Source organism: Patescibacteria group bacterium (assembly GCA_028707065.1).
GTDB lineage: Bacteria > Patescibacteriota > Patescibacteriia > Patescibacteriales > WJLG01 > JAQTUZ01.
This window is the reverse complement of the sequence record JAQTUZ010000001.1, coordinates 63,388-89,934: the sequence shown is the minus strand read 5'-3', so window position 1 is coordinate 89,934 and position 26,547 is coordinate 63,388. Positions and strand designations below refer to the sequence as shown.

Sequence of the window (26,547 nt, the reverse complement as noted above, 5' to 3'; positions counted from 1 at the left end):
GAACTCACAAAAAAATGGCAGAGGCACCACCACCTGCCAAAAGAAACGAGGTCTGGGTGAGAATCGAACTCACGATAAGGGTTTTGCAGACCCATGCCTTACCACTTGGCGACCAGACCATATACAAAATTGGAAAATGGAAATTTGGCAAATCTTATTTCTCTAAACATCAATTATATAAAAATTATATTTCCCCTCAACTTGTTTTAATATATCAAACAGTTAAAACAAAAACAAGGGGATTGCCCTTGCTTTTGTTATGACAATTTTCAATATAACTATTTATTCGAGAAATTCCATTTTCGCGACTCTAACCCCAAAATTTTTAGCATCAGCGCGGCTCAACATCCAAACATCAACGCGGCTGGAATCATACCGAGAGTTCATCCTGTCCCTGACCACAAACACTCGGTCGCCGAAAAGATCAGGAAATCTGACCTTGGTTCCCATTTTAACGCCATTAATTGCGACAATGTCTTCCTGGCCGTGCTTGCAGAGATCAAAGCCGCTAGCCGTGATACAGGGGGTATTATCGGTCTGGCCAATTTCGGAATTATAGGCGGTAAGCACCGCGGTAACTGAATACTTGGCTTCCAGCCCTTTATTTTGGGGCAAATGGCCGTTTTGGGGGTGAGCGCTGCCATCGAACATAACCTCAGGATTAAGAATTTGAATCAAATTATAGCCCTTATTTTCCGGCACTAATTGAAAATTCGCGGTAATAATACCTGAATTAATGCTCGAATTTTCCGTCTCAGCCAGGGTTGGGATTGGAAAAAATATTAAATTAGCTAAAGTAAGCAAAGAAATCAAAACAAGCAATCTTTCGATCAGCTTATTTTGAGCTAATTTTACATATTGTTTAAAATTATTCATATATTTTGTATGCTACCAGTCATTCGCCTTTGTCCTGCCAAGGCAGACAAGCATTTAATCATATTTAAATCAATTAAATTGGCTATTTCCGCGCAAAACAGGGCAAATCATCCTGGAAACAAAAAATCCTATCATCATTGATAGGAGATATCGTTACCGAATATCGTCTCAGCATATCATACTTTATCAATTTTGTCAATAGTACAGGCTACAATCCATCATGTCTTTTTAGCATACTTACTTTGAAAAATCAAGCCCCGGAAGCCGATTACCAATATTTTTTTCAAATAAAAAAACGAGGCCTTGCAGCCTCGTCTTTATTTTTTATTATTTTACCGGTTCAATGGTAATCACTTCTTTTTTATCTCGGTTGAGAATGCGGTTAAAGATAAATAGCTGCTGCAATACGGTTAATAGAGTAACGACAAACCAATAAAGAGTAAGGCCGCCCGGCAAGCTAAGACCGATGAAAACCGTAAAGATCGGCATAAAATAAAGCATTTGCTTATTCATCATCGCGGCCATGCCCTCATCCAGCGCCCCCTTGCTGCCTTGCACTGCGGCCGGCGGCTTTTTGGTGATCATCATCTTGGCCTGCCAAAACTGGGCTGCTCCGGCCAATATTGCCAAAACCCAATTTGGTTTGGATAAATCAAGAAAGTTAAAAGAAATAACACTAATGCTTTCCGGCCGGCTAATGAAGGGATAAACCAAGTTTAGCGAACTGCTCTTCAGGCCATCGATAAATACCTGATACACGGCAAAAAGAAACGGCAGCTGAATCAAGAGCGGCAGGCAGGAAGAGAGCGGATTGATCTTGTTTTCCTGATAAAGCTTGATCATTGCCTTGCCTTGTTCCTCTTTGCCGGGGAATTGCTTCTTAATCTCCTCGATCTTGGGCTGCAGATCCTGCAAAGCTTTTTGCGACATGATCGATTGCTTCGATAAGGGCAACAAGATCACCCTGATAATTATGGTTAAAAGGATGATGGCAATGCCGATATCATGCCCGGGAATGATATTATAAAGCCAAACCAAAAGGTTTAATATCGGCTGATAGAAGATTATTGTAAACAAGTGCGTCATAAAAAAGGGGTAAAAATAAAATAATTGTCTAAACATCGAAGCTAAAAGAACAAAGATCATAGAGCAAAGAACACGTGGAAATTAAATTTGCTCCATGGTCCATGTTCTATGCTCTATGATTCAGGCCGGGTCAAATCCGCCTTTATTCCAGGGATTACAGCGCAAAATGCGCCAACAGGCCTTTAGCCCGCCTTTGATCAGGCCGTATTTTTCAATGGCGTTGATCGCATATTCGGAGCAGGTCGGCTGGAAACGGCAACGTCCATAAGGAGCAAGAACCTTCAGAGGACCATGATCGAAGGAAAGGGTGTGCTGATAAAATCTGATGATCTTAATGGCGATAAATGAAAAAAATTTATCTATCGGCATAGAAATATATAAAGCAAAGAACAAAGAGCAGAGAGCGGCTTGAATTTTATGTTCTTTGCTCTTTGTTCTATGCTCTAATTATTCGTAATTCCCAATCTTTTAAAATTTTTCAGTAGTGATTCTTGCAATTCGGAAAATTTCTTCTGCCGGGCCGCCGGCATCGCAGTAATGGCAATATCAAAACCTTTTTTAAAATTATTTTCTTCAGCGCCGATTATTTCCCTGATCCTGCGTTTGATCTTATTCCGCTCCACGGCTTTCTTGCTGAATTTTAAGCCAGCCATAATGCCGAATCTGTTTGCCTGCAGTCCGGAGCTTAAAACCTTGACTCCGAAAATCTTATCAAAACTCGACCGTCCTTTTTGCCAAACAGCGTCAAAATCCTTTTTGCGAGTTAGGCGATTAGCTTTTTTTATCATCGCAAATCAAGGCAAATCAAATACTACGGCCTCGAGCCGTAGTATTCTAATTATTTAGATAATCTCTTGCGGCCTTTGGCGCGGCGTCTTTTGAGGACATTGCGGCCATTTTTAGTTCTCATTCTCTTGCGAAAACCGTGTTTTTTCTTGGCCCTTCTGGCGTTAGGCTGAAACGTTCGCTTGGTGGACATAAATCATTAACAATCGTTATTTTTAAATTTAATCTCACTGTAACACGGCAAAATCAATAAGTCAACGGCTCGAATGATCAAAATTCAAGCTGGCTTGTCAAAAGGCCGTTTTCGGTATATACTGTAATTTGACATTTAATCATTTCTAAAAAAACGCAGCTTGCTGCTTTGTTTTTTTTAATTTTTACCAGCTATATGAATCCTAAAAATTCCGGGGCAATCGATCAAAAAACCCTGGATAAAATAAAAAAAGATTTGGAAGAGCGGAAAAAGAAAATTCTGGCTGATTTAGGCGAGATCGCCAAAAAGGAAAATGATTCGGGCGATGATGAATACAAGCCGGCTTTCCCCGAATACGGCGACAAGCCCGATGAGAACGCCCAGGAGATCGCGGAATATACCACCAATTTGGCCGAAGAAGATATGCTCGAACACACGCTGCGCGATATTGACTCGGCCTTGGCCAGGATCGCCAAAGGAACTTATGGAGTTTGCAAATATTGCGGCCAGCCGATCAATCCCAAACGCTTGCTCGCCCGGCCGACCGCCGGAACTTGCATCGATTGCAAAACCAAACTGCAGAATGGTTAAACGATTTTGGATCGCTTTGGTTTATAATCCAAATCTACAAATGTTATCCAAATCTACAAATATTTTATCAAAGAAGACGGTTGCATTTATCATTTTGGCCGTCTTTTTTGTTTTGGCCGACCGGTTTTTGAAAGCCCTTTGTCTTAATGGCTTCTTTGACCGGCCAATCCCGATCTTCGGCGATATCTTCACTTTGAATTTCGTCAAAAATTATTACATCGCTTTCTCCATCCCTTTTTCCGGCCCGATTTTAACGGCAATAATCGGCATAATAATTTTTATTTTATTGATTTATTGGTTAAAATTATTTTTTTCTTTTAAACTATCTGCTCAGCGTTCAGCAGCCCTGGCTCCGATTTCTGGCGCCATCTTCCCCTTGACAATATTAATATTGGGTGCTATTCTTAATTTTACCGATCGTATCTTATACGGTTATGTCATCGATTATTTTTCTCTGCAGTTTTTTACAGTATTTAATTTAGCCGATATAATGATAGTGTTTTCGATTATCTGGATGATCTTTACTAATAGGAGAAAATAAAATGAAAATCCAAATCTCAAATCAAATGAAAAAGGAATTGGAAACAGCCGCGCAAAGGATTTTTAGCGGCGAGCTTGCTAAACTCACGCTGTCTAGTAACAGCGGGATTGAACTTTCAGCGACCGATAATGGCGGAGAAAAAATCGAGTTGGCCGGCGGAACGGTTTATGTCCGCTGCGACGAGATTCTCGGTAACACCCCCTTGTCGGAAAGGGAAATGATCGGTAAATAACAAAGGGGATAGCCAGGCTTTTCCCCTTTTTTTGATAAGCAATATGGAAACTTTTTACATAAATCCGGAAAATAAAACCGAGCAAGAAGGCGGCCGAATGGAAACGGCGATTTTCAATGAAGATCATATTGAAAAAACCGTCGAAAAAATAAAAAAGTCGGGAAAAAAATTGGGCGAGGGGAACTACGCTTCGGTTTTAACGTTGCCCGATTCTTCAAACTATTGCGTCAAAATAAATAAGGCTGACTCGGGCGACGAAAATGATCCTATCGAAGAGCTTGATTTTATGGAGGTGGCCAAAGATATGGGCGTTAACGTTCCGACGCCGCGGGCACTGGTAATCGATGGCGAGGGAAAGAATAAAAACATTTACACTTTTATGGATACTATCGATGGCCTTTGTCTGCGGGACATTATGGAATCTGATTCGCTGGAAAAAATCCCGACCACTTTTAATTTTTTTGATTTCTTCGAAAAGCTTGAAGCTGATTTGAAAAAATTGAACGAAACAATCTATCATCGCGATATCAAACCGGAAAATATATTGATCGATAAGGACGGCAACCACTGGATTATTGATTTCGGGCAGTCAAAATGGATTAAAGATTTAAAGTTAAATGAAAACATGACCTTTGCGGGCGATTTAAATAATCTCCGGAGCACCAAACTCCTTTTTGCCAATTTTTTAAAAAGTAAAAAAATGGATTTAAAAAAACAAAGCGAGCTACATCAACAAAAAAAATCAGCTGCTTAACAGGCTCAGCAAAATAGACCCTCTGACAGGCAGAGGGTCTATTTTATTTCGATTATTCTTCTTTCTTTTCCGCGGTGCGTAATTTTAATCATTGTTTTTCTCTTCCTTAACGCTCCTCTGACCTTCTCCGGCCACTCGACCAGACATACCGAATCTTGATGGTTAAGATAATCGCCGGCGCCGATCGCGACCAAGTCGCGGGCGGATTTTAAACGATAGGCATCGATATGGCAGAGATGCTTGATAATTTTATTTTTTTTGACCGGATAAATTTTCATCAAGACGAAAGTCGGACTATTGATATTGCGCTTGATGCCCAAACCGGCCGCGAAGCCGCGGGCGAAAACCGTTTTTCCCGCGCCCAAATCGCCGGACAAGGCGTAAACCTCGCCGCCGCGGGCGCGCTTGGCCATTTTTTTGGCCAAAGCAATCGTTTCTTTTTCCGAACGGGTAATAAATTTCATTTTATGTTTCACCTAAAATCCTGACAATCGAGCAGAATTTTTTTATCGCTTTTAAAGCTTCCTGAATTTTTTTATTTTCCGGCAATCCGGCGAGCTCGACGAAAAAATAATAATCCCAGCCTTCCGCCTCCGTCGCCTTGGAATGCAATTTGGTCAGATTGATATTCCGCCGGGCGAATTCATTAAGAATATCGCGCAAGACTCCGGGCCGATCATAAACCGCCAAAAGCAACAAAGTTTTATCCGCGCCCAATTTCTTGGCCAGCTCGGGCGAATCTTTCTTGGCAATGATATAAAACTGGGTGATGTTGTTTTTTTTGTCTTCGATATTTTCAAATAAAACTTGCAGGTTATATTTTTCCGCCGCCGCTTGCGAACCGATAAAAGCCACGCTCGGATCCATGCTGGAAAGGATCGCCTGCACCGTGCTGGACTCGACTTCCAGTTTTGCCCCGGGAAAATGCTGATAAAGCCAATTTCTCGATTGGGCCAGCGGCTGGGCGTGGGATTTAATCACTTTTATTTTTTTAACATCAGCAGTGCGGGCCAAAAAATTCAAATGCACCGGCAGTTTATAAGAGCCGACAATGCGCAGCGGATGCTTGATCAGATTGTCCATCGTCTCCTGAATCACCCCTTCGGTGGAATTTTCCGCCGGCACAATTCCGAGAATCGCTTCATCGTTAATGACCGCGCTAAAAATACCGGTAATGGCAGGACAGGGCATTTCTTCCATCGACCGGGGAAAAACCTGGCGCGCCGCCTGATGGGAAAAAGTCCCGTCCGGCCCCAAATAAGCCACCCGCCCTTTCAAATTACCCAATTTGATCGCGCCGGAAAATTTTTTCAATTCCACCGGCTGGCGGTCCAATAAAGAGATAAGTTCCACCGCCTTGGCTTGCGCCACCGGAACGAAGCGATCCATAGCCGCGGCCGCTTCGGCAAAATCAGCCGCAAAACCCTGGCGATCTTTAGCCTTCAACCGGCTGATGATTTTTTTTGCTTCCCCTAAAAATTCTTCGGCCAGAGCGGCAAAAAAAGGATTTTCCATTTCCAAATCGGCGTAAAGCTCGGGACTGCCGCCCAAAACACGCCCGGCCACGACGCTCTGCAGGCGGAAAACCGGCGTGGAAAAAGTATTGAGCAATTCGAATTTCTGTTTTTGGATGGTGCGCGCGAAAACAATATTGATAAAATGGGTGAAGGCTTGCGCCACCGCCATTTGCCGGTCGTGATCGGCCGGCAGGCTGTAGATGACCTGGGCGCCGTTAGCTTTAAAAAGTTCTGCCAAAAATTTCGTCCAATGGTTATCGCGGCCGGAACAAAAAACAATCACCTGTTTTTCCATATTCGGCACTAACGGGCCGAAGAGGGGATGAATGCCGGTCACGCCGCAGGCTGATTTGGTTTTCATCATTTCTGCCAGCGGCAATTCTTTGAGCGAAGTAAAATCACAAAGCAGAGCATCGGGCCTGACCTCATCTCTGACTTCCCGGATCACTGCCGCGGTGGCCGGAATCGGCACGCAAACAATGACGATATCGCAAGCGCTTGCCAATTCTTTGGGCGTCAACTCGGTTTTTCTGCCGGCCACCAAAACTTTCAAGCCGGCACCCGTAAAAAAACTTTTGAACCAGCCGCCAAATCGGCCATTGCCGCCGATAATCCCGATCACCGGTTTTTTATTATCAGTTTTTTTCATCGCTTTTTATTTATTAACAAAATCCAGCCAGGGGCGATATTTTTTAATTTTACCGTGGATTGCCTCGGAAAATGCCTTGGCCAATTCCCGGGATACCTTCGGTTTTCGGGAATAAATAACGCGGTCAATCTGGCTGATATTAGTAATTTCCGCCGCCGTACCGGTCAAAAAAGCTTCGTCGAATCTGCCCAGTTCACCCGGCTTGATATTTCTTTCCACTACTTTTAGGCCCGAATCTTTGGCAATCTTAATAATCGAATCGCGGGTGATGCCCGCCAAAATCATTCCCGGTTTCGGCGTGACCAAAGTTTTACCTTTCACGAAAAAAATATTTTCTCCCGGTCCTTCGGCGATGCAACCGTTGGCGTCGAGCAAAACAGCTTCGTCGGCCCGGTGCGCGTGGGCATCCAGCGAGGCCAGGATCGAATTGAAATAATAGCCGGTGATCTTGGCGGTCATCACCGCCGTATCCGGATGAAGGCGGATGAATTTGGAAACATGCACCCTGATCCGGTCATGATTCAAATATTTTTCCCACGGCCAGGCGGCAATGGCGAAATGCACCGGCGCCCCGAGCGGCGAAAGCCCCATTTTTTCTCCGTAAAAAATCAGCGGGCGAATATAGCATTCCTGCAAATTATTTTTCCTGATCAATTCTTTGGCGGCCCGGACGATTTCCGCGCGCGAATAAGGGAATTTCATCTCGATCGCCGCTGCCGAATTGAATAGCCGATCGATATGCTCTTTGATGCGGAAAACCGCCGGCCCGGCCGGAGTTTGATAGCAACGGACTCCTTCAAAAACCCCGCTGCCATAATGCAAGCCGTGCGTTAAAAGCGGCACGCGAACGGATTTAAGCGGCATGAATTTTCCATCAAACCAAACTGAATTTTTTTTCATAAAATTTTTTAATTATTTTCATCCGGCTATTCCTGCCTGGCTTGCCGGGTTTGCCCCGGGAAAACCGGGCGCTTCGGCCGGATTGACCGCAAAATGGGGAAAGATAGCAAATTCCATTATACTTCGCCGTTACCCAATCGTCAAAATCATAAAGGCAATGAAATCCTTTGACAAGCTTGTTTTTCTGCTATAATATTAAAGCAATTATGGGATATTTTATGAAGCTTCGCGTCCGACCAATTAATAATATCAATGGCGAGGTCGTCGCCCCCGGTTCGAAATCACAAACAGTGCGGGCCATTCTTTTGGCCGCTTTAGCCGAAGGCGATTCGGTCATAACCAACGCGCTTGATTCCGAAGATTCAGCGGCGGCGATTGCCGTAGCCAAAGCTTTGGGGGCTCAAGTTGATTCGCGAACCGGCGGCAATCAACCACTCATTAAAATGAAGGGCGCGAACGTTCCGTTTAAGCATGTCTCTTCTTTAATTTATACTTCCAACTCCGGAATCGCCACTAATTTTTCTTTGCCCTTACTGGGTTTGCGAACCGACTGTTCGAAAGAGATAACTTTTGATTGCGGGGAACAAATGCGCCGCCGGCCGATTACGGCAATGATCGCCGCCGCAAGAAAATTAGGGATGGCGATCAGCGGCCAAAACGGAGAAAATTTTCCTCTGAAAGTTTCGGGCGAATTGATCGGCGGCAAGGCGGAAATCGACGGCGAAATTTCCCAAACTTTATCCGGCTTGATGATCGCCCTGCCCTTGGCTCGCGAAGATTCCATTTTGACAATAAATAATTTGCGGGAACGCCCTTATGCAAAACTGACCGCCTGCTGGCTGGACAAATTGGGAATCAAATATGGCTGGCGCCAAGAAAAAAACATTGACATCATTGATTTGCCCGGCCGGCAAAAATATCGCGCCTTTGCGGCAGCCGTGCCCGGAGATTTTTCTTCCGCTTCCTATCTGATCGCCGCCGGCGCTCTTTTCCCGGGGCGGACGATCATCAAAGGCCTTGAAGCGAACGATGTCCAGGGCGATAAACAGCTGATTCCAATTTTAACTAAAATGGGAGCGGATATTTTTTGGCAAGACAATCAGCTTGTCATCAACGGCGGACGACCATTGGCCGGTTTCACGATCGATTGCGCCGATATCCCCGATTTATTGCCAACTTTAGCCGTTATCGGTACTTATGCAAAAGGAATGACTCGTCTGATAAATGCCAAAGTTCGCAGCAAAGAAACCGACCGGATCGCCAGTATGAAAAATGGTTTGCGGAAAATGGGAGCTGACATCGAAGAGATCGACGACGGATTGGCCATCAAACAAAGTTCGCTTGCCGGAACAGAGGTTAATGGTTGTGACGACCATCGCACGGTCATGGCTCTGGCTTTGGCCGGCCTCTTAGCCGCCGGCGAAACAACGATCACCACGGCCGAAGCGATCAAAAAAACATTTCCCGCCTTTGTCGAGACAATGAACAGTTTGGGGGCGGCAATAAAAAAATATTAGCATGAGCCATCTAATTTTAATCGATTTAAAAAGCGTCGGCAAAATTCGCAAAAATAATTAAACATAAAAAAAATCACCCGGACAAAATACCGGGCGATTTTTTAAAAAATTTCAAAAAATTATTTCGGTGGGTAATGTAGGACTTGAACCTACGACCTTCCGGACTTGCCCCGCCCCATTTGTTTTTTTTCGTGGACCCAGTAGGATTCGAACCTACGACCTCCTCGGTGTAAACGAGGCGCTCTAACCAACTGAGCTATAGATCCTCTTTTTTAGATTATGATAATTAGGCAAATGGGGCGGGGTGAATAAACCGGGCGCTCCCCGCTACATCAGCCCTTTGGGCTGTGAGCGGGTCCGCGCGCGCCTACGGCGACGTCGCGGATAACCTCCGCCAACTGGCGGATGAGCTAATTACCCCAATTCGATTGGCGATTTATGAAGCTAAAAATCGTTATCTGTTATAAATATAAATCTTTGGGCGGCCGGGAATGTCATCTGTTATTGTCGGCGTCCAGCCCGGCATCGGCCAAGTGTAACAAATTATTCGGGCGCCCGGCTTTAGTTCCTTCTCCATTTTTTCTTTCAGCTTTTCCATAATCCGCGGCATCAGAAAAACAAAGATCACATCGGCCTCGCCCAAATTAATTTTCCAAAAATCGCGGAAATAAATTTTCGGCTTATTCTTATCCTGAGAAAATAAAATTTTTACCTTGGTGATCAGATAGGGGAGTAATGATATTTCAAAACCTTCGGACACGGCTCCGGCGGCCGCGGCGGCAAAAAGCGTCCGGCCGTCGCCCGCGCCCAAATCATAAAATTTCTCGCCGGCTTTAAGTTTGGCCAAATCGATTGCCCGCTGCACATCCCGCCGATACATCGGCAGCCAAGGCGCCGCCCGCCAGGAAGCGTAAAGAAAAGTCAGCGCAAAAATAAAAACAATTATATAGAGCCAAATCATAAATTTAAATTTCAGTCTGCTTCGGCAGATGAATTCTGTCTTCAATAGTCTTGGTGGGCCTTGCCCACCGAAGCTCGACGTGGCCGATGGCGAAGCTCGCCTTCGCCAAGGCTACGGCGAGCGCAGGTGGGGATGAGAGGACTTGAACCTCCAAGCCTTGCGGCATACGCACCTCAAGCGTACGTGTGTACCAGTTTCACCACATCCCCAATTTTTAACTAATTTTACCTTAAAACAAACTTTTCTTCCCCTTCTTTAAACGCCCTGATAATTTTATTTTTCTTTCTCGCCAAGCACTTAACGTCTGACAAATAATACATTTTTTTAATAATTTTTAATCCTTCCTCTTTAGCAAATCTTAAATTCCAAACATTAGTACCTATCTTTAAATTTCCTCTTATCTCTAAATGGGCAGATAATGATTTACGCAACCATTTCAAAAACTTTTTACTGGCAGAACAAAAATCAACATAAAACATAAAACTACTTTTCCAACGCTTATCCCAGTAAGAATAAAAACAGCCGTCACCATCGAATAATCCCCTTAAAAAATCAAAAAAATATTTTCTAGGAATTTTTAAATCACCAATTATCTTCGATTTTTTCGGCATCAAACCGATCGATTTAAGCCAATTATACAAAACAATGTCGCCAAATTGCAAACGCGGATATTTTTTACCAGTATAGCCGGATGTTTTATGTCCAATTTTTACCTTAAGCCCCAAGATACTCTTAAATGTAAGAATCAAATCAATATCATTTGAGGTAAACTCTATGTGCCTCCCATCTTTAGAAAGGCAGCCGTCGCTGGTTATCAGCCCGACAACGTACGCCAAATCCGGCGACCATTTGATTTTATCCCTCCTTGGACGGCTCATGGTCTTATTCAAAAATGACCGTGTAAATCACACAGTCATTTTATCCTAATAAGCTTTTTCTTTCAAACGTTTCTTATACTCGCCGCGCAGATAATACAGTTTGGATTTCCGGACTTTCGCCTGTTTCTTGATGACGATGCGGTCAACGGTCGGAGCATGCAGGGGAAAAATCTTTTCCACGCCCACGCCTTCGGAAATCTTGCGGACCGTGATCGAAGCGCCGGCCTGATTGCCATGCTTCTTAGCGATGATCATGCCGTCAAAAAACTGCAAGCGCTCTTTTTCTTCGCCCTTGGCATTTGTTTCCCGGATCTTCTGATAGACGCGGACAGTCATCCCTGATTTTAATTCTTCCGGCTTAGCCGCCTTGCCCTTGGTGTCTTTCGTGTCCGCCACCGGCTTAACTTCAGCCTCGGCAGTCTTGTCCACCGTAGCTTCAGCGGAGGTGGAGGTATTTTTTTCTTCAGCCATATTATTATCAATTACAAATTATAAATTATGAATTATGCCGACGTGAAGTCGGCATCCCGAGCCTGCCTCGGGATAAATTATTTGAGATATAAAAAATAGAATTCAGTGATTCTATTTGAAATAATCCCTTTAATTCAAATCTTTTTCAATATTAGAACAAAAATTGCGGAATGTCAATGTTTTTGTATTACGTATAAAGTATAATGTATAATTAGCTAAAATTAAACATTTTTTTCGTTTTTCAACTTATTTTCAATCGCCCCCAAAACCTCTTTAAAAACCTGGTCAATATTCAAATTCGTCGTGTCCAAAACAAAATCATAATTCTTCAAATCAAAGACGTCGATGCCAAAATATTTAGCATAGCGCAATTTGTCGCTCTCGCGGCGGGATCTGATGCTGGCCAGCACGTCATCGTAAGTTTTTAAATTTTTTCCTTCGTTGCGCTCGCCGCTTTTTTGCAACGCGCCGAAAATCCTTTTCGCGCCTTCGGCAAAAGAAACATCCAAATAAATTTTAAAAGATTGGGGGATAAAATGCCACGACGTCCGACCTTCCATAATAAAATTATCGCTCGTTTCACCGAGTTTTTTTTGATACTCATCAACTTCCAGATCAGTTGACGGGTCAGTCTCACCCAGCTTATTATATTCAGCCAAGGTCAGCCCGCGCTTTTTGGCTTTTTCGCGGCGAATTCCGCCAATATAATAACGCGGCCAGCCCAATTTGGCCGCCAGCATCTTCGCGATAGTTGATTTTCCCGACCCTTCCGCGCCGGAGATAGAAATAATCATATAAAATTAATATTATCACCGGGAAAAAATAAACTCAATATTTTGTGTGCTATTAACTATAACACACCCCGTTAGGCCGAGGCGGCCTGCCACCCCTCTCAAGAGGGGACTTCGCAACGAAATAAATACTTCCGCAAGATCCCAGTCCCCTCTATCAAGAAGGGTGCCGAGCTTCCCCTCTTGGGAGGGGTGGCTGCGCCGCGCAGCCGGGGTGGGTTCTAGGCGGGGTGTGTTATAATTTTTTTAGAATTTTGTGTCTTGAATTTATTTTGGATTTTGGATTTTGATCTTTGGATTTTTGTAAATGTGCTACTTTGCGGTATAATAATAAACTAAACATCTAAACATTTTACGATATGTTTTTGGAAAAGTTGGATATTCAGGGTTTTAAGTCTTTTGCCAGCAAAAACACGCTGGTTTTTCCGGCTGGCAGCAAAGACAAAAAGGGCATCACCGTCATTGTCGGGCCGAACGGCTCGGGCAAATCCAACGTCGCTGACGCGGTGCGCTGGGTTTTGGGCGAGCAAAGCATGAAAACCTTGCGCGCCAAAACCTCCGAGGACGTGATCTTTTCCGGCTCTTCTTCCAAAGGACAATTAGGCATGGCTGAAGTCTCTTTATATTTAAATAATGAAGATGGCCAAGCGCCGATTGATTTTTCACAATTAGTGATAACCCGCCGAATATACCGCAACGGCGAAAGCGATTATTTATTAAATGAAGCCAAGGTTCGATTGGCCGATATTCAGATCCTTTTGGCTAAATCAAGCGTGGGCCAAAAAACTTATAGCGTGATCGGCCAGGGGATGGTCGAATCATTTTTGGCCACGACCGCCAGCGAGCGCAAAGAATTTTTCGATGAAGCGACCGGCGTGCGCCAATTCCAGATCAAGCGCGAACAATCTTTATCAAAATTGATCGCCAGTTATGAAAATTCCGGCCAAGCCAATATGCTTTTGTCAGAAATCGAACCGCGCTTAAGAAGCTTGACCCGGCAAGTGAACAAACTCCATGCCCGGGGCGAGATTGAAACTGAACTGAAAAATATCCGCACTTCCTATTTCAAATTCGTCTGGCACAATTTGAACGATAAATTTTCCGAATACAATAATAAGTATCTTTCGCTGGAAGAAATTTTGCGCGCCAAAACCTCGGAATTGGCCGGCCTTAATGCTGAATTGGCTAAAATGGAAGAAAGCCGCGAGACTGAAGAATATGACAAATTATCCGCTCAGGCCGCGGAAATACAAAAACAACGCGAAGAAATCTTGCAGAAAATCGCCGCCGTTGACGCGCAATTGACTCTGCAATTGGAAGCTTCGGGAAATTTCGACCTGTCTTGGCTTGTCAATAAAGAGAGCGAATTAAAACAAGAAGTTGATCGCAATGAAGCCGCGCTCGGGGATCTGAAAAATGAATTGGAAAATAAAAATAATCTGGTCAAGAATTTTAACGAAGAAAAAAACTCTCTTAATGGCAAGATCGAAGAATTAAACAAAACTCTGCGCGAATTATCGGCCGGCGGAAAGGGGATTGCCCGCGATGAGAAAAAAATCAATTCTCTTTTGGGCGAAATAAAAATCGAGTTGGAAAAACTGGAAGAAGAGAACGAGATCGGCAAGATCAAAGAAACGCTGGGCAAATTAAAATCGCTTATTTCGGAAGTGATAAATTTAAGCTCTGCCGGCGACGACAATGAAGCGTTTTATGCCAAACAGCATGCCATTCAGGAAGAATTATTAAAATTGGCCCGCGAAAAGGAAGAATTGATCGGCCGAGCGATCGAGCCGGAATTAGCCGCCAAGACTTTGGCGGAAAAAATAAATTTATTGAATGATAATTTACACCGGCAGAAAAACGAGCTTGAATCCACTTCGGAAAAGATCAAATCCAGCGGCGAAAAAAAGGGCGATGAAGAAATCAAAGATAAAAAAGCCAAATTGGAAATTGAGCTTAAAGAGATTGATAATCGGGTCGGGGAAATAAAAGAAAAACTTAATACTTTCAACCGCGAAAGAGAAGAAAAGCATGCCAAACTTTTCCGCCTCCAGCGCGAAGGGCAGAATTTACAGCAGGAAATCAACCGATTATCCAACGAACTTAATGTGATAAAAATCGATTCAGCCAAATACGAAACCCGACTGGAAGACTTGGAAACCGAGATCCGCAAAAGCCTTGATAATCTTAAGGACATCAAAGAAAATCGCGCTGCCGAAGAAGTAAACACCTTGGAGGCCGAAATAAAAATCCGCCAATTGGAAAACCAATTAAGCCTGATCGGCGGCATTGATCCGGAAGTGGAAAAAGAATATACCGAAACCAAAACAAAATTCGATTTTCTCAAAGAGCAAGTTAATGATCTGGAATCAGCCATCGGCACGCTTGAAGGCGTAATCCGCGAATTGGATGGAAAAATAAAAGAAAGATTCGACCATGAATTTAAAGAAATCTGCCATAAGTTTGAAGAGTATTTCAAAATTTTATTCAACGGCGGCTCAGCCAAAATAATCAAACTGGAAGACGAGGAAGAAGTCGCGGCAGCTGATGGCGCGCCCGAACAGGAAAAAGACGAGCAGAAAGAATTGCAGGAAAAGATCAAGCGGCTTTCCAAGTATAACGCGACTGGTTTGGCCGGCATCGAAATCCAGGCTTGCCCGCCAGGAAAAAAGATCAATACGATCAATATGCTCTCCGGCGGCGAAAAAGCCTTGACCGCAATCGCTTTGATCTGCGCGATTATTTCCGCCAACCCTTCGCCTTTTGTTTTCTTAGACGAAGTTGATGCCGCGCTCGACGAATCAAATTCCGAACGCCTGGCGAAAATTTTGGAAGATCTCTCTGCTAAAACCCAATTCATCGTCATTACCCATAACCGCGCCCCGATGCATCGCGCCAACGTCCTCTACGGCGTGACCATGCAGGAAAACGGCGTCTCAAAATTACTGAGCATCAAGCTGGAAGATTACATAAAAAAATAAATGTTATGCTGTTAAATTGTTTAATACGGCCATGGTTTCGCTCCGCCGGCCGGCGGAAGCAGACCGTGGCCGTTTTAGTTTAAATTTTTGCAGTAATGATTGTAAAAAAAAGTATTAATGTTAAAAATATAAATTGGCTAATTTTAAATAAAATACTTACAAAAAACTATTAATGTTTCACATGTCTATTGACTATAGTTTATTTATATGATATTATAAACTATATGACTACCAATAATTTGAAAATCGGCGAGGCGGCGGAAATTTTGGGGGTTTCAGCTCTAACTCTTAGAAAATGGGCTGAAAACGGAAAATTAATCCCCACGGTCGACCCGGCCAATAAATACCGTTTTTACTCTTTAACCCAGGTTGAAGAATTTATAAAAACCAATGCTTTTATTTTTGCCAAAAAATGGTCCCGAAACAAGAAGCCGAAAAACCCGCCTAATTTTATTTATTGCCAAAATAGTTCGGTGTTTCAGGCGCGCTTGTCTAAAATGAGGAATGAACTGATAAAAACATTCGGCGACAAGCCGATTTTTTCCCTGTTGGTGGCGATGGCCGGCGAAATAGGCAACAATTCTTTCGACCACAATATCGGCAACTGGCCGGACATCCCCGGATTATTTTTCTGCTTCAACACCGCGAAAAGGGAAATTATATTGGCCGATCGCGGACAGGGCGTCCTGAAAACTTTGAAAAGAGCCGCCCCGGAATTAAATACGGATGAAGAGGCGCTGGAGGCGGCTTTTACCAGAATTATTTCCGGAAGATCGCCGGAAAGCCGCGGCAATGGCTTGAAATTCGTGCGAAAAATAGTGGAGCAGACGCCGATCGATTTATTTTTTCAAAGCGGGGAGGCGGAGCTGGCCATAGCCGGTTATAGTTCGGACTTGAAAATAAAAAGGGCTATCAAAAAAAACCAGGGATGCTTGGTTTTGATAAAATTTTAAATTGCCTCAAATATATGAAAATTGAATTAAAAAAATTCGGCAACATCCTGACCTCCCGGCAATTGGGCAAAGAAGCTTTCGCGGCCTTTCTGCCTAATTTAAAAACTTTGCCGAAGAACGAAATAATCGAAGTTGATTTTGACGGCGTTGATATTTTTTCGCCGTCCTGGGGCGATGAATTCTTGACCCAGCTTGATAAAATGTTCCCGGGAAAAATGTTTTTAAACGCGACAAGCAATCCGTCAGTTAATATCACCCTGGAAATTTTGGAATCGGCCAATAGCCTCAAATTTCTTAGAAAATAAGCTCTGCTTGCGCCGCGACCCCGCCTTGGGCCGCGGCATTTTAGTGCAATCACGGTCTCGCTCCGCCGGCCGGCGGAAGCAGACTGCGGCCGTTTTGTTTTTGCCCCGCCGCCGCAATCCGAACTGATCCCGCGGCGGAACCAAAATAAATAGCCGCTGGGCGAACCATGCGGCTAAAATACTGTGTAATCAAGAAAAGGGACAGACTGATTCAATAGCATCTTTCCAATTTTTGGAAATATAAATCGTGATTTCGTGCTCATGAACTATGGCCATCGCAATTACACGGCTGCAATCTTCCTGATATTCCTTCCGGTTTCGTTTTATGGCACAAGCTATGGTTTCTTCCGGTCTGATTTCAACCAAGCCCGTAACCGCCCCCTCGACAAAAGCCGGGCATCCGACGGGTCCGATGAAGGAATGACTAATGTAGTGCAGCCAAAGCAAGTACTTCTCCTGGAGACAATGGCATAGTGCCGTCTCAATTTTGGCCGGATCACGAACCACTTTGACCCGATGCAGAGAGGCGACCCAGCTGTCTTTGATCGCCCAAAGCCAGGGAAAATCCGTCAAAATTCTACGCAAACGTCTAGCCTCTACCGATTCCCTAAACATTCTGAACCTCCGTTCTTTGAGTCATCCGACTCTGAAAATGTTCAATTGCCAACACCATGTCGGCAGCTTTATCTTAACGCCGTAATTAATCTTTTGTCAATCGTCCAACCAATAATACATAATTAATACTCTTGAACGACAAACTATAAATAATGTTTGTTTAGTCTTGCCGTAGTTTCGTCTTGGACTACGAAGGAATTGATTGTTCTCGTTGCGTAACAATTTAACAATTTAGCAATGTAACAATTGTTCGTGTTATAATAAAAACATCTCTCTTTAAATTTTTTACTTTTTACTTTCTACTTTTTACTTAATTTTTATGTCTTCTAAAATATTTTCCGCTGCCGTGGTCGGACTGGATGCCGAACTGGTCGAGGCCGAAGCCGATACCGGCGGGGGAGAATTCGGCAAAATTTTTTTGGTCGGCTTGCCGGACAAAGCCGTCACCGAGGCCAAAGAACGCGTCAGGTCCGCCATTAAAAATTCCAATTTTGAGTTTCCTCACGTTTCGGTGACGGTCAATCTGGCGCCGGCCTATCTGCCCAAGCACGGACCTTCATTCGATCTGCCGATCGCGGTGAGCATTTTGCGCAAGAGCGGCTTCATTTCCGAAAAAATCAATCTAAATGATTTTATTTTTACCGGTGAGCTGGCTTTGAGCGGCGATTTGCGGCCGATCAGCGGCGCCTTGCCCATCGCCTTGTGCGCCAAGCGGCTGGGCAAAAAAGTTTTATTTCTTCCCGAAGCCAATGCCGCCGAAGCCAAATTAGCCCGCGAAATCACGGTAATTCCGCTTAAAAATTTATATCAGCTGGTGATGCATTTGCGCGGCGAGATCAACATTCCGGAATTCCCCTATCAGGACCCGGAACTTTTCAATGTGCCGATCGAATTCGATATGAGCCACGTCAAGGGCCAGGAGCATGTCAAGCGGGCCATGGAAATCGCCGCGGCCGGCGGACACAATCTGCTGATGTTCGGCCCGCCCGGCTCGGGCAAAACCTTGCTGGCCAAAACTTTTCCTTCGATTCTGCCGGACCTGGCTTTTGCCGAAGCCCTTGAGGTCACCAAGATTTACAGCGTGGCCGGAAAATTAAAAGAAAAAAACGGCCTGGTTAAATCCCGGCCGTTCCGCGCCCCGCATCATACCGCCTCCGGTGTCGCTTTGGTCGGCGGCGGAATTTTACCGGCGCCAGGAGAAATTTCGCTGGCTCACCGCGGCGTTTTATTTTTAGACGAATTCGCCGAATTTCCCCGGCCGGTTCTGGAAGCTCTGCGCCAGCCGCTCGAGGACGGCATCATTACGGTGAGCCGCGCCGCCGGCCACCTGGAATTTCCCGCCAAATTCATTTTGATCGCCTCGATGAATCCCTGCCCCTGCGGCTATTTTGGCGATCGCACCAAAAATTGTTCCTGCTCGGCGCAACAAATCCAAAATTACCGCAAAAAAATTTCCGGCCCGATTCTTGACCGCATCGACATGCATCTGGAGGTGCCGCGCGTGGAGTTTAAAAAATTAGACGCCGGCTTGCCCGGCGAAAATTCTCCGGCGATCAAAAGCCGGGTAACCCGCGCCCGGGAAGTCCAGGCCGAAAGATTCAAGAATGAAAAAATTTTTACCAATGCCGAAATGAGCTCGGAAAAAACCCGGCAATGCTGCGCCCTCGATGACGAAGCTAAGAAATTGATCAGTTCGGCCGTCGATACTCTTAATCTTTCGGCGCGCTCATACTTCCGCCTGTTAAAATTGGCGCGGACGATCGCCGATCTGGACGGCGAACCATCGATCACCACCGCCCATCTGGCCGAAGCCCTGCAGTATAGAGAAAAAAATTAATCGATTTTTTTAATTTTTTTGCCACAGATAAGGGCGAAACCATATATTTACTACCGTAGTTAATTAGTTGATTGGTTAATTAGTTTTAGCAGAAAGACGTTCTCTAACAGTAAAAACTTTGTTCATAATTCAACTAATTAACCAATCAACTAATCAACCAATTTCCCTGTTACTCGATTCCTTATTTTATGTTATAATGAAATTGGGAAATCTTAATAATTTCCAAGTTATTTTGTCTATGAAAAACAGGTTTTTTGTCTTATTTCTCCTTTTAAGTTTTTTACTCACTGCCGGCGCCGGCTGCACGCCAACCGTCCCGCCAGCCAGCGTCAAATCGGTTACTCTCACCTATTGGCGCGTTTTTGACGATGAAGACGCCTTTGCCGCCATCATCGCCAATTATCAGAAAATCCACCCTTACGTTACTATCCAATATAAAAAATTCCGCTACGACGAATATGAAAAGGAATTGATCAACGCTCTGGCCGAAGATCGCGGCCCGGATATTTTTTCCATCCCTTCGAACTGGGTCACGGAATACCAAAATAAAATTACCCCCTTGCCGGCGCAATTGACTTTGGTTTATCCGATAATCAAAGGGACTCTTAAAAAAACGACAGTCGCGGAATTGCGCACCACCCCGAGCCTGACCTTAAAGGATTTGAAAAGCAATTTTGTCGACATTGTGTACAGCGACGTTTTACTGAACAAAGGCGGCGTCGACCGGATCTATGGCCTGCCGCTTTACGTGGATACTTTAGCGATGTATTATAATACTGATCTTTTCAACAATGCCGGCATTTCCCAGCCGCCGGCCTATTGGGACACTGAATTTCAGCAAGACGTAAAAAAATTGACCAAACAAAATAACCAGGGCAACATCATTCAGTCCGGCGTGGCCTTAGGCGGCAGCGCCAATGTCCAGCGGCCGCAAGATATTTTATCGCTTTTGATGATGCAAAACGGCGCCGTGATGATGGACAACGGCTCGGTGCTTTTTCAGGAAATCCCGCCCGGCAGCGAGCAAGGTTACAATCCCGGCTTGGGAGCTTTGAGTTTTTACACGGATTTTTCCAACCCGGGCAAAGACGTTTACTGCTGGAACAGCAACTTGCCCAATTCTTTAACCATGTTCGAACAAGGCAATTTGGCCATGATGTTCGACTATGCTTACGATTTGCCGACCATCAAAGCGGCCGCGCCGAAATTGCATTTCGCCCTGGCTAAAATTCCGCAGATCCCGGGCAACACCAATCAAGTCAATTATGCCAATTATTGGCTGGAAACTGTTTCCGCCAAAAGCAAGAATATCAATGAAGCCTGGGATTTTGTCCAATATGAAACATCTCAGGATCAAGTGCAAAATTACCTAAAGGTAGCCAAAAAACCAACGGCTTTGCGCGCCCTGATCAACTCGCAGCTCAATGATCTGGACATCGGCATCTTTGCCAGCCAAGTCCTCACGGCCAAAAGCTGGTATCGCGGCGCCAATCCCCTGGCCGCGGACAATGCCCTGCAAGCCATGATCGATCAGACGGTTAAAAATACCAAAAACATCAGCGAGATACTCAATCAGGGCGCGGCCACGGTGCAGCAGACGATCCAGTAAACAGAAATCATAAAACACGGAACATAGAACATAGAACAAAAATTATTAATCATTAAACAAATTTTTATTTTTGCTCTTTGCTCGATGTTCTTTGCTCTTCAAAATATCTTATGTTTAAAAATAAATTACAAAAATTATTATTGACCGCCTCGGTCTGGCTAACCTTTTTCCCGCTGTCCGCTCGGGCGGCCGGCATTCTTCCTGCCGCGACCGGCAATCCGGGAAATGTCAGCGCGACAAAAGCCTGCCGGGAATATCTAGCCACGCATCCGGGAGGCAATTGCGGAAATTATTCGCTTAACGATATTCTTTCTTTGGCCATAACCGTATCCAACTGGATCCTCGCTTCGGTCGGAGCGATCGCCCTATTATTCTTCGTCTACGGCGGTTTTGTTTTTATCCTTTCCGGCGGCAATGAAGAACGGGTCAAGGAAGGAAAACAAATATTAATTAATTCGATTATCGGTTTGGCTATCGTTTTCACCAGTTATATCATCATTAGATTTGCCGCTCAACTGTTGGGCGCTGACGTTACCACCGGTTTGCAAATCAATGTTCCCGCCAAGTAGCAGCCGCGATATTCTTTCCTTATGTTGTTCAAAAGCAATAAGATAAAAGAGGACGAAGAAACCGTGGCGGAAAAATTGCGCGCCGCCAGAGAAGAAAAAAAAATTACTCTGGAAGCGGCCGCCAAGAGCCTGGCGATCAACCGTGAATATTTGCTGGCGCTGGAAAACGGCGATTACGCGGCCCTCCCCAGCGGCGTTTATGTCAAAACCTTTTTGCGGGAATATTCCTCTTTTCTCGGTTTGGATCCCGCCCATCTGCTCAATAAATACCAAAAAGAGAAAGGCCAGGCAGCTGGCGAAAAAAAAGATGTTTTTTCCAAAAAGAAAATCAATAAATTGGAGCTGATCATCTTTCCCCGAATTTTAAAGAATGTTTTGCTGCTGGTCATAGTAGTTATTTTTTTCTCCTACCTTGGTTATTATTTACTGGGGGCATTTTCCCTGCCGGGAGTGGAAATTTATCAACCGGCCGATAACTTGGTGACGGAAAACAGCTTTGTCGATGTTGTCGGCAGAGCCGACTCCAAGACGCAAATCACCATCAACGACAAACAAATAGCCAAAGACGGTGCCGGCAACTTTCAAGAAAGAATTAATCTGAAAAAGGGCATCAACACGATAATAATTTCCGCCCAAAACAAATACAGCCAAAAAAAAATTATTGACAAACAGATTCTGGTAAAATAAATTAGTTTGCTTAAATATACGGACTATGAACAATCCAACTGGCGGCAGTTCGCTGCTTGATGTCAACTTTATCATGGCCAAAGCCCGCATTAAGGAAAGAATGAAGGTGGCTGATTTGGGCTGCGGCACATCCGGCCATTTTGTTTTTCCGGCCGCAAAAATTGTCGGGCCGCACGGCTTGGTTTATGCCGTGGACATTCTCAAGCCTTCGCTGGAATCGATCGCCCGCCGCGCCCGCCAAGAAAATATTCAGAACGTCGCTACTGTCTGGAGCGATTTGGAAGTATACCGCGCCACCAAGATCGAAACGGAAAGCCTGGATGTCGCCTTATTGATCAACACCTTGTTCCACTCCCAAAAAAGAGCCGAAATATTGCGCGAGTCCATCCGCCTCCTAAAACGAGGAGGAAAATTGCTGGTAGTGGATTGGGAAACCACTTCTTCGCCCTTTGGCCCGCCGCCGGAAAAAAGAGTGAAAATCGACCAACTAAAGAAGGTCGCGGAAAAACTCGGCCTTAAAGCCGAAGAGGAATTTGACGCCGGCGAATTTCATTATGGCGTTCTTTTCGCCAAAATGTAACTTGCCCAACAAGCCCTTGAATAAACATTTATAAAAATCAGTTAATTTGCCGAAGCAATATTATGAGCAACCTTTTAATCGCACAATTTTGGTTTAATCAATCCCCCGGCGCGCTGATCCCGGCCATGGCCCTGTTATTATTAGGGATAATAATTTTTTTTCTGCTGGCGGCTATCGTCTCCTTTATTCTGTGCCAACGCAAGGGATTTTACCGGCCGTTATGGTACAAAACAATGAATTTTTTTGCTTCTAACGCCATTATCGGCGTCGTCCTTTATTTCTTCAGCCAGCAGATGATCCCTTTTCTCTCCGCGAGGATCTGGTTCGCCTTTTGGGCGATCGGCATGGCCGCCTGGATGATTCTCATTATTATTTATGCCAAAAAGTTGCCGGCTAAAAAGAAACTTCTCAATCAAGAAAAAATATTCAAAAAGTATCTTCCTTAATAAATTATTTTCAACCGTCCCGCCCGTCGGGACGGTTTTTTGTTTGTGCGTTATAATTAAGATATGCTCACGGCAAAAAAATCAATCGGGAATTTCGGCGAACTGCTGGCGCGCGATTTTTTAACCGCCCGCGGTTATCAGGTTATCGAGCACAACAAAAAAATCGGCCGCTGGGAAATCGATCTGATCACCCGGATAACCGACCTGACTGTTTTCGTGGAAGTAAAAACTCTGTCGGGTTATCGAATGGCTCCGGCCGAAGAAGCATTGACTCGCCGCCAAATCGAAATTTTAAAAAAAGCGATCCGGCTTTATTGTTGGCGTAACAGAATCAATCCGGCCCAAACTCGCCTGGATTTCATTTCCATTAATATTAATCTGTTCACCAAAAGCGCCAAAATAAAACATTATCGCGACATCGAGTAATTTGATCGCGGCCGATCTGGCCCATTTGACTAAAAATTAAGCGAAGAATAAAATGTAAAAACATATCATAAGATCAAAACGATGATCAAAAAAATTTTTTATATTTTCTGTCTTGTTTTGGCGGTTTTCCTGATGATCGCGTTTTGCGGTTCAATAAAACCGGCCAAAGCCGATTTGTTGCCGCAAATTCCTCTGCCCACAATTCTCTCTACCACGCAAATTGAAGAGTCTACTAGTAGCCAAATTCAAATCAACGGCTTGGTGGCAAATGGCTATAGAATCTTAATCTATATCAATGGAAAATATAATGGAGTAGCTAATATTAGCCAAATAAATAGCGATGTCGCAAAATTTACCTACCTCTCTTCCCCTCTTAATTCCAATCAAACATTTGAAATAATGGCCCTGGCCCAAAACCAAAGCACCCTTCAACTCTCGGCGCCCGCGTCAGCCATCGTTCGATCAGTCATAGAAAGGTCTTCTTTAAAATCAGCGGAAATTAAGGAAAATATTTTAACTAATAATCCCTCGCCAATAAATTCTCCCACCCTGCTCACACCGCGCCAAATTTCCTGCTCTTCTTCTGCCCCATATATCTCGGGCTTTGCTATCAGTAATTCTTCGGTATTCATTTACATTGACAATAAGCTATTTTCTGTGGTTCCGACCGGCAATGAATCATCCGGCACCTCATTTTTTAGTTACTCGCCAAAGGCGTCGCTGGAAAGAGGAAACCATCTCGTTTACGCAATCGCACAAGATAAAAAAGGAAACAAGAGTCGCAGATCAAACACGTTGCCTTTTTGCATTAGTTCCCCCCAGATTATTGCCACAACCACGCCCGCAAGCATTGACATGCAGGATTCAACCAAAATTGATAATATCGCGTCAAACTCGTCGTCTAATTTGGTTTTTCAAAAAACTATTAGTAATAATTTATCTAATGATAGCCACAAAAAAACATTGAATATTCTTATTTTTGCTGTTTTTATAGCTGGATTACTCGTCTGGATGATATTTGTAAATCGAGAATTGGCCGATGAAAACTCAAAAACTGATATTCCGGCCAATGGAGATGGGCCTAATATTAGCGATAAACAAAAATAGTATCATACTAAAAAACCGCGGAAAACCGCGGTTTTTGTTTTCCCTCCTTCGCGGCTTTAGTGGACTGCGTCCACGCGCCGTCGCCGAAGCTATGGCGGCGTGCGACCGAAGCCCGCTCCGGCGGGCGAATCCCGCCTTCGCAGACACGAGTGGACTGCGTCCACCGTAGCCCGCTCCGGCGGGCGAAGGTGGACCCAAGGAGACTTGAATCGTCGCTTCCGCTCCTCTCTGGAGGGACTTCCGCCCCTCCAGTACCTCCCCCAAATCTTAGGGGAAATTCTTTCCCCTAACACCCCTTTAGTTCAAGTCTCCTTGGACAAAGCAAAAACCGCGGAAAACCGCGGTTTTTGTTTTCCCTCCTTCGCAGGAGTAGTGGACTGCGTCCACCGTAGCCCGCTTTGGCGGGCGAAGGTGGACCCAAGGAGACTTGGTCACAACTCTTGCTCGCTTCCGCTCGCTCGGTTGCGACCCCGCCTCGCGGCCCTCGGCGCCGAAATTGCGCCTCGGGCATCGCTCCGGCTTTCAAGCCTCCTTGTTCAGAATAAATTTTAAAAGCCTGACGCAGGTCAGGCTTTTAAAATTTATGTGGACCCAAGGAGACTTGAACTCCTGACCTCTTGCATGCCATGCAAGCGCTCTAGCCAACTGAGCTATGGGCCCTCTTAATCAATTATAAATTAAAAATTATAAATTACAAATTGTTTGTTTTTTGAAAAACCGTAATATCTTGTTTAATATTAGCTATTAATATATATTTTATTTAATATTAGCCTATATTTATAATCACCATTAACTTTAGTACACAATATCGTGGACTAAAGTCCGGTAATTTAATCTTGACAATTACATGTTATAACCATTAACCCTTAAATTTTTAATTCTTAATTTGTAATTTTTAATTTCCCTGTGTCCCCACCATGAATCGAACATGGATTTAGGACTTAGGAGATCCTCGTTCTATCCGTTGAACTATGGGGACAATATTATCGCTAAAATATTTTCGTCCTGACCAATAGAATTTAAAAGCCCGCAAATGTGGGCTTTTATGGCTATTTTTATTATATAGCTCTTTGACACAATGTCAATAGTGCAGTAAGATAAATAATAAAGTTCCGGCTATTTACCATAAATCTTGAAATATTATTATAAATTTTAAAAAATATTTATGTCTCTAAAAGCACTCAATTGGTTATTCGCTCGCGGCGATTCATCGATTGACCATAATAAAATTATGTTCAAGCAGGAAACCAGAGAAAATTTTAAGGACGCCGAAACTATCATCGGCCCTTCAGTAATAGTCAAGGGAAATTTCAACAGTTCGGGAAATATCGTCATTGAAGGCGTCTTAAAAGGAGGCGTCAAAACCGCGGGCAATGTCTATATTGGCGATCGGGCCAATATCACGGCCGACGTTGAGGCCAAAACCGCGCGGATCGGCGGCGAACTCCGCGGCAACATCAAGATCGAGGGGGAATTGCAAATCGTTGCTTCAGCCAAAGTTTTCGGTGATATCGAATGCGCTTCTTTGTCCGTTGAGGCCGGCGCGGTGATCAATGGCAAAATTGTGATGACTAAAAATCTGCCCGTGGAAAAACCGGAAAAAAAGGAGGAAAAAATCATCGAAGAAATTGAAGACGAAAAATAATTTTTAAGAACTCTAAAATATAGCGCCCTTAGGCAGTTTTTTTG

The 26,547-nt window shown here is 44.3% G+C and carries 30 protein-coding genes and 4 tRNA genes; 17 read left to right on the top strand and 17 right to left on the bottom strand.

The window, feature by feature from the left end:
* Window positions 1–48 precede the first annotated feature (48 nt).
* The 6 genes from PHE24_00485 to rpmH form a co-directional block, all read right to left on the bottom strand.
* Window positions 49–119: transfer RNA gene (locus PHE24_00485), tRNA-Cys, on the bottom strand.
* A gap of 163 nt (window positions 120–282) precedes the next feature.
* Window positions 283–876 carry a hypothetical protein gene (locus PHE24_00480; protein MDD4901600.1) on the bottom strand — a complete coding sequence of 198 codons (594 nt, stop codon included), beginning with the start codon at window positions 874–876 and terminating at the stop codon, window positions 283–285.
* Between the two features lie 327 nt (window positions 877–1,203).
* Window positions 1,204–1,962 (bottom strand): YidC/Oxa1 family membrane protein insertase, encoded by a 759-nt coding sequence (locus PHE24_00475; protein ID MDD4901599.1) that lies wholly within the window; start codon window positions 1,960–1,962, stop codon window positions 1,204–1,206.
* Between the two features lie 120 nt (window positions 1,963–2,082).
* On the bottom strand, window positions 2,083–2,331 hold the full coding sequence (yidD, locus tag PHE24_00470; GenBank protein ID MDD4901598.1) for a membrane protein insertion efficiency factor YidD: 249 nt from the start codon (window positions 2,329–2,331) through the stop codon (window positions 2,083–2,085).
* Between the two features lie 74 nt (window positions 2,332–2,405).
* Window positions 2,406–2,750, bottom strand: a complete 345-nt coding sequence (rnpA, locus tag PHE24_00465; GenBank protein MDD4901597.1) for a ribonuclease P protein component — start codon at window positions 2,748–2,750, stop codon at window positions 2,406–2,408.
* A gap of 50 nt (window positions 2,751–2,800) precedes the next feature.
* Window positions 2,801–2,941 carry a 50S ribosomal protein L34 gene (gene rpmH / locus PHE24_00460; GenBank protein MDD4901596.1) on the bottom strand — a complete coding sequence of 47 codons (141 nt, stop codon included), beginning with the start codon at window positions 2,939–2,941 and terminating at the stop codon, window positions 2,801–2,803.
* 195 nt (window positions 2,942–3,136) lie between these two features.
* Here rpmH and PHE24_00455 point away from each other — a divergent pair, with 195 nt between their 5' ends.
* From PHE24_00455 to PHE24_00440, 4 genes are read left to right on the top strand one after another with little or no spacing between them, the layout of a single operon-like run.
* Complete coding sequence (locus PHE24_00455; GenBank protein MDD4901595.1) at window positions 3,137–3,532, top strand: TraR/DksA C4-type zinc finger protein; 396 nt, start codon at window positions 3,137–3,139, stop codon at window positions 3,530–3,532.
* 40 nt (window positions 3,533–3,572) lie between these two features.
* Window positions 3,573–4,073, top strand: coding sequence for a signal peptidase II (locus PHE24_00450; GenBank protein ID MDD4901594.1), 501 nt, complete (start codon window positions 3,573–3,575; stop codon window positions 4,071–4,073).
* Between the two features lies 1 nt (window position 4,074).
* Complete coding sequence (locus PHE24_00445; GenBank protein ID MDD4901593.1) at window positions 4,075–4,305, top strand: hypothetical protein; 231 nt, start codon at window positions 4,075–4,077, stop codon at window positions 4,303–4,305.
* A gap of 43 nt (window positions 4,306–4,348) precedes the next feature.
* The gene (locus PHE24_00440; GenBank protein ID MDD4901592.1) at window positions 4,349–5,059 is read left to right on the top strand and encodes a serine/threonine-protein kinase; all 711 of its coding nucleotides are present in this window, start codon (window positions 4,349–4,351) and stop codon (window positions 5,057–5,059) included.
* 38 nt (window positions 5,060–5,097) lie between these two features.
* On the opposite strand, the gene tsaE is transcribed toward PHE24_00440, so the two are convergent.
* Genes tsaE through PHE24_00425 form a run of 3 tightly spaced genes read right to left on the bottom strand, consistent with a single transcriptional unit; the run spans window position 5,098 to window position 8,125 of the window.
* Window positions 5,098–5,523: a tRNA (adenosine(37)-N6)-threonylcarbamoyltransferase complex ATPase subunit type 1 TsaE gene (gene tsaE, locus PHE24_00435; protein MDD4901591.1), complete on the bottom strand. Its 426-nt coding sequence runs from the start codon at window positions 5,521–5,523 to the stop codon at window positions 5,098–5,100.
* Window position 5,524: 1 nt separating this feature from the next.
* Window positions 5,525–7,225, bottom strand: a complete 1,701-nt coding sequence (pheA, locus tag PHE24_00430; protein MDD4901590.1) for a prephenate dehydratase — start codon at window positions 7,223–7,225, stop codon at window positions 5,525–5,527.
* A 6-nt stretch (window positions 7,226–7,231) separates the two neighbouring features.
* Window positions 7,232–8,125 (bottom strand): branched-chain amino acid transaminase, encoded by an 894-nt coding sequence (locus PHE24_00425; GenBank protein MDD4901589.1) that lies wholly within the window; start codon window positions 8,123–8,125, stop codon window positions 7,232–7,234.
* A 218-nt stretch (window positions 8,126–8,343) separates the two neighbouring features.
* On the opposite strand from PHE24_00425, the gene aroA reads away from it, so the two are divergent.
* Window positions 8,344–9,642: a 3-phosphoshikimate 1-carboxyvinyltransferase gene (gene aroA, locus PHE24_00420; GenBank protein ID MDD4901588.1), complete on the top strand. Its 1,299-nt coding sequence runs from the start codon at window positions 8,344–8,346 to the stop codon at window positions 9,640–9,642.
* Window positions 9,643–9,834: 192 nt separating this feature from the next.
* Here aroA and PHE24_00415 read toward each other — a convergent pair.
* The 6 genes from PHE24_00415 to PHE24_00390 form a co-directional block, all read right to left on the bottom strand.
* A tRNA-Val gene (locus tag PHE24_00415) sits at window positions 9,835–9,908 on the bottom strand.
* A 188-nt stretch (window positions 9,909–10,096) separates the two neighbouring features.
* The gene (locus PHE24_00410) at window positions 10,097–10,603 is read right to left on the bottom strand and encodes a hypothetical protein (protein MDD4901587.1); all 507 of its coding nucleotides are present in this window, start codon (window positions 10,601–10,603) and stop codon (window positions 10,097–10,099) included.
* Between the two features lie 127 nt (window positions 10,604–10,730).
* Window positions 10,731–10,812: transfer RNA gene (locus PHE24_00405), tRNA-Leu, on the bottom strand.
* 15 nt (window positions 10,813–10,827) lie between these two features.
* The gene (locus PHE24_00400; GenBank protein MDD4901586.1) at window positions 10,828–11,481 is read right to left on the bottom strand and encodes an LAGLIDADG family homing endonuclease; all 654 of its coding nucleotides are present in this window, start codon (window positions 11,479–11,481) and stop codon (window positions 10,828–10,830) included.
* A gap of 45 nt (window positions 11,482–11,526) precedes the next feature.
* A complete protein-coding gene (gene rplS, locus PHE24_00395; protein MDD4901585.1) occupies window positions 11,527–11,952 on the bottom strand; it encodes a 50S ribosomal protein L19 in 426 nt (141 codons plus the stop codon).
* A gap of 221 nt (window positions 11,953–12,173) precedes the next feature.
* On the bottom strand, window positions 12,174–12,746 hold the full coding sequence (locus PHE24_00390; protein MDD4901584.1) for a (d)CMP kinase: 573 nt from the start codon (window positions 12,744–12,746) through the stop codon (window positions 12,174–12,176).
* Window positions 12,747–13,102: 356 nt separating this feature from the next.
* Between PHE24_00390 and PHE24_00385 the strand changes: the two genes are divergently transcribed.
* From PHE24_00385 to PHE24_00375, 3 genes are all read left to right on the top strand, one after another.
* Window positions 13,103–15,724 (top strand): AAA family ATPase, encoded by a 2,622-nt coding sequence (locus tag PHE24_00385; GenBank protein MDD4901583.1) that lies wholly within the window; start codon window positions 13,103–13,105, stop codon window positions 15,722–15,724.
* Between the two features lie 224 nt (window positions 15,725–15,948).
* Window positions 15,949–16,677, top strand: a complete 729-nt coding sequence (locus PHE24_00380; GenBank protein MDD4901582.1) for a MerR family DNA-binding transcriptional regulator — start codon at window positions 15,949–15,951, stop codon at window positions 16,675–16,677.
* A 14-nt stretch (window positions 16,678–16,691) separates the two neighbouring features.
* The gene (locus PHE24_00375) at window positions 16,692–16,982 is read left to right on the top strand and encodes a DUF4325 domain-containing protein (GenBank protein MDD4901581.1); all 291 of its coding nucleotides are present in this window, start codon (window positions 16,692–16,694) and stop codon (window positions 16,980–16,982) included.
* A 189-nt stretch (window positions 16,983–17,171) separates the two neighbouring features.
* Here PHE24_00375 and PHE24_00370 read toward each other — a convergent pair whose 3' ends face one another.
* Window positions 17,172–17,567: a hypothetical protein gene (locus PHE24_00370; GenBank protein ID MDD4901580.1), complete on the bottom strand. Its 396-nt coding sequence runs from the start codon at window positions 17,565–17,567 to the stop codon at window positions 17,172–17,174.
* 349 nt (window positions 17,568–17,916) lie between these two features.
* Here PHE24_00370 and PHE24_00365 point away from each other — a divergent pair, with 349 nt between their 5' ends.
* From PHE24_00365 to PHE24_00330, 8 genes are all read left to right on the top strand, one after another.
* Entirely contained in the window at window positions 17,917–19,434 is a 1,518-nt protein-coding gene (locus PHE24_00365; GenBank protein ID MDD4901579.1) for a YifB family Mg chelatase-like AAA ATPase, read from the top strand.
* A 238-nt stretch (window positions 19,435–19,672) separates the two neighbouring features.
* On the top strand, window positions 19,673–21,043 hold the full coding sequence (locus PHE24_00360; GenBank protein MDD4901578.1) for an extracellular solute-binding protein: 1,371 nt from the start codon (window positions 19,673–19,675) through the stop codon (window positions 21,041–21,043).
* Between the two features lie 110 nt (window positions 21,044–21,153).
* Complete coding sequence (locus tag PHE24_00355; protein MDD4901577.1) at window positions 21,154–21,612, top strand: pilin; 459 nt, start codon at window positions 21,154–21,156, stop codon at window positions 21,610–21,612.
* Window positions 21,613–21,633: 21 nt separating this feature from the next.
* A complete protein-coding gene (locus tag PHE24_00350; GenBank protein MDD4901576.1) occupies window positions 21,634–22,299 on the top strand; it encodes a helix-turn-helix domain-containing protein in 666 nt (221 codons plus the stop codon).
* 25 nt (window positions 22,300–22,324) lie between these two features.
* Window positions 22,325–22,879, top strand: coding sequence for a methyltransferase domain-containing protein (locus PHE24_00345; GenBank protein MDD4901575.1), 555 nt, complete (start codon window positions 22,325–22,327; stop codon window positions 22,877–22,879).
* Between the two features lie 62 nt (window positions 22,880–22,941).
* The gene (locus PHE24_00340) at window positions 22,942–23,325 is read left to right on the top strand and encodes a hypothetical protein (protein MDD4901574.1); all 384 of its coding nucleotides are present in this window, start codon (window positions 22,942–22,944) and stop codon (window positions 23,323–23,325) included.
* Between the two features lie 63 nt (window positions 23,326–23,388).
* Complete coding sequence (locus PHE24_00335; protein MDD4901573.1) at window positions 23,389–23,751, top strand: YraN family protein; 363 nt, start codon at window positions 23,389–23,391, stop codon at window positions 23,749–23,751.
* Window positions 23,752–23,832: 81 nt separating this feature from the next.
* Entirely contained in the window at window positions 23,833–24,858 is a 1,026-nt protein-coding gene (locus PHE24_00330) for a hypothetical protein (GenBank protein ID MDD4901572.1), read from the top strand.
* 586 nt (window positions 24,859–25,444) lie between these two features.
* On the opposite strand, the gene PHE24_00325 is transcribed toward PHE24_00330, so the two are convergent.
* Window positions 25,445–25,518 (bottom strand) — tRNA-Ala (locus PHE24_00325).
* 505 nt (window positions 25,519–26,023) lie between these two features.
* Here PHE24_00325 and PHE24_00320 point away from each other — a divergent pair.
* Entirely contained in the window at window positions 26,024–26,503 is a 480-nt protein-coding gene (locus PHE24_00320) for a polymer-forming cytoskeletal protein (protein ID MDD4901571.1), read from the top strand.
* The last annotated feature ends 44 nt before the right edge of the window (window positions 26,504–26,547 follow it).